This is a genomic window from Mycobacterium sp. (assembly GCF_019247635.1).
GTDB lineage: Bacteria > Actinomycetota > Actinomycetes > Mycobacteriales > Mycobacteriaceae > Mycobacterium.
Map to the genome: position 1 here is coordinate 23836 of NZ_JAFBAR010000119.1, position 8432 is coordinate 32267.

The window sequence follows — 8432 nt, forward strand, 5'->3', positions numbered from 1 at the left end:
CATGACGACGCCGGTAGCCAAAACCAACGAGGCGCGCACCCCGCCGTACAAGTGGGCGGGCGTCGCGCTGCTGGTGATCAGCGCGGTGGTTCTGGTCCTGGTGTACGGGCAGTTCCGGGGAGACTTCACGACCAAGAGCAAGCTGACGATGCTGGCCGACAGGGCGGGTCTGGTGATGGACCCGGGCTCCAAGGTCACCTACAACGGCGTGGAGATCGGGCGAGTCGCCGACATCACGGAGGTCACCAGGCCGGACGGCAAGCCGGGTGCGAAGTTCGGCTTGGACGTGTATCCCCGCTACCTCGGCCCCAACGGGGTGATCCCGGAGAACGTCAACGTCCAGATCAAGGCGACCACGGTGTTCGGCGGTAAGTACGTCTCCCTGACAACGCCGCGGGACCCTGCGGGCAACATCGTGGCCCACGGGCATCTCAAGGCCAACAGCGTGATCGATGCCAGCGCCGTGACGACCGAGATCAACACGCTGTTCGAGACCATCACCGCGATCGCGCAGCGGGTGGACCCGGTCAAGCTGAACCTGACGCTGAGCGCCGCCGCGCAGTCACTGGCCGGGCTGGGCGACAAGTTCGGGCAGTCGATCGTCAACGGCAACGCGATCCTCGACGACGTCAACCCGCAGATGCCGCAGGCCCGTCGCGACATCCAGGGCCTGGCGGCCCTGGCCGATACCTACGCCAACGCCTCGCCCGACCTGTTCGACTTCCTCAACAACGCGGTGGTCACGTCGCGCACGATCAACCGTCAGCAAAAGGACCTGGATCAGGCGCTGCTGTCGGCGGCGGGCTTCGGTAACACCGGCGCCGACATTTTCGAGCGGGGCGGGCCGTACCTGGCGCGGGGCGCCGCCGACCTGGTGCCGAGCGCCCAGTTGCTGGACACCTACAGCCCGGCGGTGTACTGCACGCTGCGCAACTACCACGACATCGAGCCCAAGGCCGCCTCGTTCCTGGGCGGCAACGGCTACTCTCTCGCTGCCCACACCCAGCTGTTGTCGGGCTTGGGTTTAATGCTGAACCCGCTGGCCATCCTGCCGCTGCTGCTCTCCCAGGTCGGCGGGCTGGCCGGGCTCGTCGGTGGCGCGCCGAACCCCTACACGTACCCGGAGAATCTCCCGCGGGTGAACGCGCGCGGCGGGCCGGGGGGCGCGCCGGGTTGCTGGCAGCACATCACCCACGACCTATGGCCCGCGCCCGAGCTGGTGATGGACACCGGCAACAGCATCGCGCCGTACAACCACCTAGACACCGGTTCGCCCTACGCGATCGAGTACGTGTGGGGCCGTCAGGTAGGGGATAACACGATCAACCCATGAAAATCACCGGTACCATCGTCCGACTCGGCATCTTCTCCCTGGTGCTGCTGCTGTTCACCGTGATGATCATCGTGGTGTTCGGACAGATGCGCTTTGACCGGACCAATGGATATTCGGCGGAATTCAGCAATGTCAGTGGGTTACGGGCGGGCCAGTTCGTCCGCGCCTCCGGCGTGGAGATCGGCAAGGTCGACTCGGTTGACCTGATCGACGGCGGCACCCGGGCGCTGGTGAAGTTCAACGTCGACCGCGCGGTGCCGCTGTATCAGTCGACGATCGCACAGATCCGCTACCTAGACCTGATCGGCAACCGCTACCTGGAGCTCAAGCGCTGCGCCCAACCTGGAGATTGGAGCTGCGAAGGCGGGCAGACGGTGCTGCGGCCGGGTGGGTTCATCCCGCTGGCGCGGACGTCACCGGCGCTGGACCTCGACGCGCTCATCGGTGGCTTCAAGCCGCTGTTCCGGGCGCTGGACCCGGACAAGGTCAACACCATCGCGACGGCCCTGATCACCGTGTTCCAGGGGCAGGGCGGCACCATCAATGACATCCTCGACCACACCGCGCAGCTGACCAAACAACTGGGCGCACAGGACACGGCGATCGGCGAGGTCATCAAGAACCTCAACATCGTCCTCGACACGACCGTGAAGCACCGCAAGGACTTCGACCAGACCGTCAACAACCTCGAAGTGCTCATCACCGGGCTGAAGGAACACGGCGACCAGCTGGCCGGCGGGACCGCGCACATCAGCGGCGCCGCCGGAACGGTCGCGGACCTGCTGGCCGAGGACCGCGGCCTGCTGCACAAAGAACTCAACTACCTGGACGCGATCCAACAGCCGCTCCTCGATCAGCGTGCGGCGCTCGACGATTTCCTGCACAAGGTGCCGAACGCGTTGAATCTGATCGGGCGCGGCATCGGCTCCTACGGCGACTTCGTCAACTTCTATAGCTGCGACATCACGCTCAGGCTCAACGGGCTGCAGGCTGGTGGTCCGGTCCGCACGGTGCGGCTCTTCTCGCAGCCGTCGGGTAGGTGCTCGCCGCAATGAGAACCCTGGAGCCACCCAACCGGATGCGGATCGGCCTGATGGGCATCGTGGTAGTGCTGCTCGTCATCGGAGTGGGGCAAAGCTTCACCAGTGTTCCGATGATCTTCGCCAGGCCCTCTTACTTCGGGCAGTTCACCGACTCGGGCGGAATCAACAAGGGCGACAAGGTGCGCATCGCGGGCGTCGACGTCGGCAAGGTCGAAGCGCTCGAGATCGACGGCGACCACATCGTGATGCAGTTCTCGATCGGCACCAACAGCATCGGCACCGAGAGCCGGCTGTCGATCCGCACCGACACAATCCTCGGCAAGAAGGTCATGGAGATCGAGCCGCGCGGCAGCCAGCCGCTGCGGCCCGGGGCCAGCTTGCCGCTGGGGCAGAGCACCACCCCGTACCAGATCTATGACGCGTTCTTCGACGTCACCAGGGCGGCGACCGGCTGGAACATCGACACGGTCAAGCAGTCGCTGCATGTGCTGTCGGAGACCATCGACCAGACTTACCCGCACCTGAAGGACGCGCTCGAAGGGGTGGCCAACTTCTCCGACACGATCGGCAAGCGCGACGAGGAGGTCAAGCACCTGCTCGCCCAGGCCAACCAGGTTGCCAGCGTGCTGGGTGACCGCAGCGAGCAGGTGGACCGGTTGCTGGTCAACGCCAAGACACTGCTGGCCGCGTTCGACGAGCGCGGGCGTGCGATCGATGCGTTGTTGGGCAACATCGCGGCGTTCTCGACGCAGGTGCAGGGGCTGATCAACGACAACCCGAACCTCAACCACGTGCTGGAACAGTTGCACCAGCTCAGCGACATCCTGTTGCAGCGCAAGGACGACGTGGCCAGGGGTCTGGTCGAGGTCGGCGGGTTCCTGCCGTCGTTGAACGAGGCCATCGCTTCGGGGCCGTTCTTCAAGGTGGTCTTGCACAACCTGCTCCCGGGGCAGATCGTGCAACCGTTCGTCGACGCCGCATTCAAGAGGCGTGGCCTCAGCCCGGAGGACTTCTGGCGTAGCGCGGGCCTGCCGGAGTACCGGTTCCCCGATCCCAACGGCACCCGGTTCCCCAACGGGGCGCCGCCGCCGGCACCGCAGGTGCTGGAAGGCACCCCCGAGCATCCGGGACCGGCCGTCCCGCCCGGGTCACCGTGCTCCTACACGCCGGCGGCGGGCGCTCTGCCCGGGCCGGGCAATCCGCTGCCGTGCGCCGGCACCGCAATCGGTCCGTTCGGCGGGGTCGCCTTCCCGGCGCCGGTCGACGTCGCGGCGTCGCCGCCCAACCCGGACGGTGTGCCACCCGCGCCGGGCATCCCGATTGCGGGGCGCCCGGGACTGCCGGCTCCGGACGTTCCCGGCACCCCGGTGCCGTTGCCGGCCGCACCTCCGGGCGGGCGCGCGGATCCGGCGGGGCCGGTACCGCCACCTTCGACGTTCGCCCCAGGGCTGCCGCCGGGTCCACCGGCGCCACCCGGACCCGGGGCGCAGCTGCCGGCCCCTTTCATCAACCCAGGTGGAACGGGCGGTAGCGGCCTGACGGGAGGTAGCGGGAATTGAGTACCGCATTTGACATCCGCAGCATCAAGTTGCCCAGGATGTCCCGGGCAACGGTGATCATCGGAATCCTCGCGGTGGTCCTAACTCTCGTCGTCGGGTATTACGGCTGGCAGCTTTACCAGAAGCTGACCAACAACACCGTGGTCGCTTACTTCCCCGCTGCGAACGCGCTCTACGCGGGAGACAAGGTCCAGATCATGGGTCTGCGGGTCGGCGCGATCGACAAGATCGAACCGTCCGGCGACAAGATGAAGGTCACCTTCCACTACGAGAACAAGTACAAGGTTCCGGCCAACGCGTCGGCGGTGATCCTCAACCCCACTCTGGTGGCGTCGCGCAGCATCCAGTTGGAGCCGCCCTACAAGGGTGGTCCGGTGCTGGCCGACCACGCGGTGATCCCGGAAGAGCGCACTCAGGTACCGGTGGAGTGGGACGAGCTGCGTAACAGCATTACCAACATCATCTCCAAGCTGGGCCCCACCAAGGAACAGCCAAAGGGGCCGTTCGGTGAGGTCATCGAATCGTTTGCGAACGGACTGGCCGGCAAGGGCAAGCAGATCAACACCACCCTGAACAGCCTTTCGCAGGCGTTGACAGCGCTGAACGAAGGGCGCGGCGACTTTTTCGCCGTGGTGCGCAGCCTCGCGCTCTTCGTCAACGCGCTGCACCAGGACGATCAGCAGTTTGTGGCGCTCAACCAGAACCTGGCGGACTTCACCACCAGGCTGACGCGCTCGGACTCCGACCTGTCCAACGCGATACAACAGTTCGACTCGCTGTTGTCGACCGTGCGCCCGTTCCTCGACAAGAACCGCGAAGTGCTCACCACGGACATCAACAACCTCGCCTCGGTGACCGACACGCTGCTGCAACCGGAGCCCCTCAACGGGCTGGAGACCGCCCTGCACATCCTCCCGACGGCCGCGGCAAACATCAACCAGATCTATCACCCGTCGCACGGGTCGGTGGTCGCCATCCCGGCGATCACCAGCTTCGCCAACCCGATGCAGTTCGTCTGCAGCTCAATTCAGGCGGGCAGCCGACTGGGCTATCAGGATTCCGCCGAGCTGTGCGCGCAATACCTGGCGCCGATCCTCGATGCGATCAAGTTCAACTACCTGCCGTTCGGTCTGAACCTGTTCAGCACGGCTGAGACGCTGCCCAAGCAAGTCGCCTACTCCGAGCCGCGGCTGCAGCCGCCGCCGGGGTACAAGGACACCACCGTCCCGGGCATCTGGGTACCGGACACGCCGCCGTCGTACCGCAACACCCAGCATGGCTGGATCGTTGCCCCGGGCATGCAGGGCCAGCAGGTTGGGCCGATCACGGCGGGCCTGATGACGCCGGAATCGCTGGCTGAACTCATGGGCGGCCCCAACATCGAGCCGGTGCAGTCGACGCTGCAGACACCGCCGGGACCGCCGAACGCGTACGACGAGTATCCGGTGGTGCCGCCCAGCGGCGTCCACGCGCCGCAGGTGCCGATACCACCCCCGCCGCCGGGACCGAATGTGCTCCCGGGCCCGGTTGCTCCGACGCCCGCGCCGGTGTCCGCGCCCGCGCCCGGCGCGGGCGGGCCGCCGCTGCCGGCTGAGGCAGGAGCGGGACAGTGATCGCATCGCGCGTGATGGTTTTGGGGACGCTGGTCCGGCGCCGGGCGTGGCAGGGGATGGCGCTCCTGGCGGTCGCCCTGGTGCTGAGCTCGTGCGGTTGGCGAGGAATCTCCAACGTCGCGATTCCGGGTAGTCCCGGCAGCGGCGACGGGTCCTATGTCGTCTATGTGCAGGTGCCGGACACGCTGGCAATCAATGGCAACAGCAAGGTGATGGTTGCCGACGTAGCCGTCGGCTCGATTCGGTCCATCGACTTGAGGGACTGGGTGGCCACCATGAAGCTGGGGCTGAAGAAGGGCGTCAAGCTGCCCAAGAATGCCTTGGCCAAGATCGGGCAGACATCCTTGCTGGGTTCCCAGCACGTAGAGCTGCTAGCGCCGCCCAACCCGTCGCCAGAGTTGCTCAAGAACGGCGATACCATCCCGCTGAAGAACTCGTCGGCGTATCCCAGCACCGAGCAGACGCTGGCCAGCCTGTCCATGATCTTGCGCGGTGGCGGCATCCCGAACCTGGAGGTGTTGCAGAACGAGGTCTTCGACATCTTCCACGGTCGCGGCGAGCAGATCCGGGCCTTCCTCGGCAAGCTGGACACCTTCACCGACCAGCTCAACCAGCAGCGTGATGACATCACCCACGCCATTGACTCCACCAACCGGCTGCTGACTTATGTGGGTGGCCGCAACGACGTCCTGGAGCGGGTGCTCACCGACATCCCGCCGCTGCTCAAGCATTTCGCCGACACCAAGAACCTGCTGATCAACGCCGTCGACTCGGTCGGCAGGCTCAGCCAGGTGACTGACCAGTACCTGTCGGGGGCGCGCAGCAACCTGCATACCGACCTCGAGTCGCTGCAGTGTCCGCTACGGGAGCTCGGCCGCAGCTCGCCCTATCTGATCGGGGCGTTGAAGCTGATCCTGACGCAGCCTTTCGACATTGACACGGTGCCGAAGCTGTTCCGCGGTGACTACATAAACGTGTCGTTGACACTGGACCTGACCTTCAGTTCCGTCGACAACGCGTTCCTCACGGGTACCGGGTTGTCCGGAGCCCTGCGCGCGCTCGAGCAGTCCTGGGGCCGCGATCCCGAGACGATGATCCCCGACGTCCGCTACACGCCGAACCCGAATGACGCGCCGGGCGGACCGCTGGTCGAAAGGGCGGAGCGAGGCCAATGCTGACTCCCTTCATCAGACGCCAGCTGATCGCATTCGGCGTCCTGACCGTCATCGCGCTGCTGGTGTTGGGCATTTACTACCTACGGGTGCCAAGTCTGGTGGGCGTCGGCCGGTATGAACTCAAGGCGCAGCTGCCCGCCTCGGGCGGTTTGTACCCGACGGCTAACGTGACGTATCGCGGCATCACCATCGGCAAGGTCACCACGGTCGAGCCGACCGAAGCCGGCGCGCTGGCCACGATGAGCATCGAGAGTCGCTACAAGATCCCGATCGACGCGACCGCCAACGTGCACTCGGTTTCGGCGGTGGGTGAGCAGTATCTGGACCTGGTGTCCACTGGCAACTCGGGCAAGTTCTTCTCCGACGGGCAAACCATCGCCAAGGGCACCGTGCCAAGTGAGATTGGGCCGGCGCTGGACACCGCCTATCAGGGGCTGGAGGCTTTGCCCAAGGACAAGATCGCCTCGTTGCTCGACGAGACGGCGCAATCCGTGGGTGGTTTGGGTCCCGCGCTGCAGCGGCTGGTCGAATCGACTCAGGCCATCGTGGGCGACTTCAAGACCCAGATCACCGACATCAACGACATCATCCAGCACTCGGGGCCGATCATCGACAGCCAGGTCAATTCGGGCGGCGCGATCGAGCGCTGGGCGCGCAACCTGAACAGTCTGGCGGCACAGAGCGCGGAGCGGGACCAGAACCTGCGGAGCGTGCTGACCCAGGCGGCGCCCACCGCCGATCAGGTCAACGAGGTCTTCGGCGATGTCCGTGAGTCGCTGCCGCAGGTGCTGGCGAACCTCGAGGTCGTGTTCGACCTGCTGAAGAAGTACCACACCGGGCTGGAGCAGATCCTGGTGTTCCTGCCGCAAGGCGCCTCGATCGCCCAGACGGTGGCCGCGCCGTTCCCGAATATGGCCGCCCTGGACCTCGCATTGTCGATCAACCAACCCCCGCCCTGCCTGACCGGTTTCATTCCGGCATCGGAATGGCGGTCTCCGGCCGAGACCAGCATCGCGCCATTGCCGACGGGCACCTACTGCAAGATCCCGATGGAGACGCCGGCCAACAGCGTGCGCGGTTCGCGCAACATCCCTTGTGTCGATGTGCCCAGTAAGCGGGCGGCCACGCCCCGGGAGTGCCGCGACCCCAGGCCATACGTTCCGGCGGGGACCAACCCCTGGTTCGGCGACCCCAACCAGATCCTGACCTGTCCGGCGCCCGCGGCGCGCTGCGACCAGTCGGTGCGGCCGGGCATGGTGATCCCCGCGCCGTCGGTCAACAACGGTGTGAACCCCGCACCGGCCGACAGACTGCCACCGGGCGGTCTGACGCCACCCCCGAAGAGCGACCCGCTGCAGCGTCCCGGTTCGGGGACCGTGCAGTGCAATGGGCAGCAGCCAAACCCGTGTGTTTACACTCCAAGCGGGCCTCCCTCGGCGATATACAGCCCGCAGAGCGGTGAACTGGTGGGTCCCGACGGAGTCAAGTATTCGGTCCGAAACTCGACCAAAACAGGAGACGACGGATGGAAGGAGATGCTGGCGCCGCCCGGAGCCGGCTGACCCCATCATCTATGTCGAGGATTCGTCGTCTGCGCGGGTCCGGCCGGAAACAAAGGCCGGAGACTAGTCAGGAACCCGAAACCGCCGTCGACCCGGACGGCGCCGAGGCGACGGCCGAGGATTCTTCGGAATCGGAGGTCGGAGCCG

Annotated in this window: 6 protein-coding genes; all 6 read left to right on the top strand. The window is 66.0% G+C overall.

What is annotated here, in order from left to right; translation table 11 throughout:
* Position 1 precedes the first annotated feature (1 nt).
* Genes JO236_RS20260 through JO236_RS20285 form a run of 6 tightly spaced genes read left to right on the top strand, consistent with a single transcriptional unit; the run spans position 2 to position 8285 of the window.
* Complete coding sequence (locus JO236_RS20260) at positions 2–1333, top strand: MCE family protein (RefSeq protein ID WP_293334675.1); 1332 nt, start codon at positions 2–4, stop codon at positions 1331–1333.
* Positions 1330–2388, top strand: coding sequence for a virulence factor Mce family protein (locus JO236_RS20265; RefSeq protein WP_293334678.1), 1059 nt, complete (start codon positions 1330–1332; stop codon positions 2386–2388). The genes JO236_RS20260 and JO236_RS20265 overlap by 4 nt, the downstream gene beginning before the upstream one ends.
* Entirely contained in the window at positions 2385–3935 is a 1551-nt protein-coding gene (locus JO236_RS20270; RefSeq protein ID WP_293334680.1) for a virulence factor Mce family protein, read from the top strand. The genes JO236_RS20265 and JO236_RS20270 overlap by 4 nt, the downstream gene beginning before the upstream one ends.
* Positions 3932–5548 (top strand): virulence factor Mce family protein, encoded by a 1617-nt coding sequence (locus JO236_RS20275; RefSeq protein WP_293334683.1) that lies wholly within the window; start codon positions 3932–3934, stop codon positions 5546–5548. Before JO236_RS20270 ends, JO236_RS20275 begins: the two co-directional genes overlap by 4 nt.
* Before the next feature lie 14 nt (positions 5549–5562).
* Complete coding sequence (locus tag JO236_RS20280; RefSeq protein ID WP_293334695.1) at positions 5563–6726, top strand: virulence factor Mce family protein; 1164 nt, start codon at positions 5563–5565, stop codon at positions 6724–6726.
* On the top strand, positions 6720–8285 hold the full coding sequence (locus JO236_RS20285) for a virulence factor Mce family protein (RefSeq protein ID WP_293334686.1): 1566 nt from the start codon (positions 6720–6722) through the stop codon (positions 8283–8285). The genes JO236_RS20280 and JO236_RS20285 overlap by 7 nt, the downstream gene beginning before the upstream one ends.
* The last annotated feature ends 147 nt before the right edge of the window (positions 8286–8432 follow it).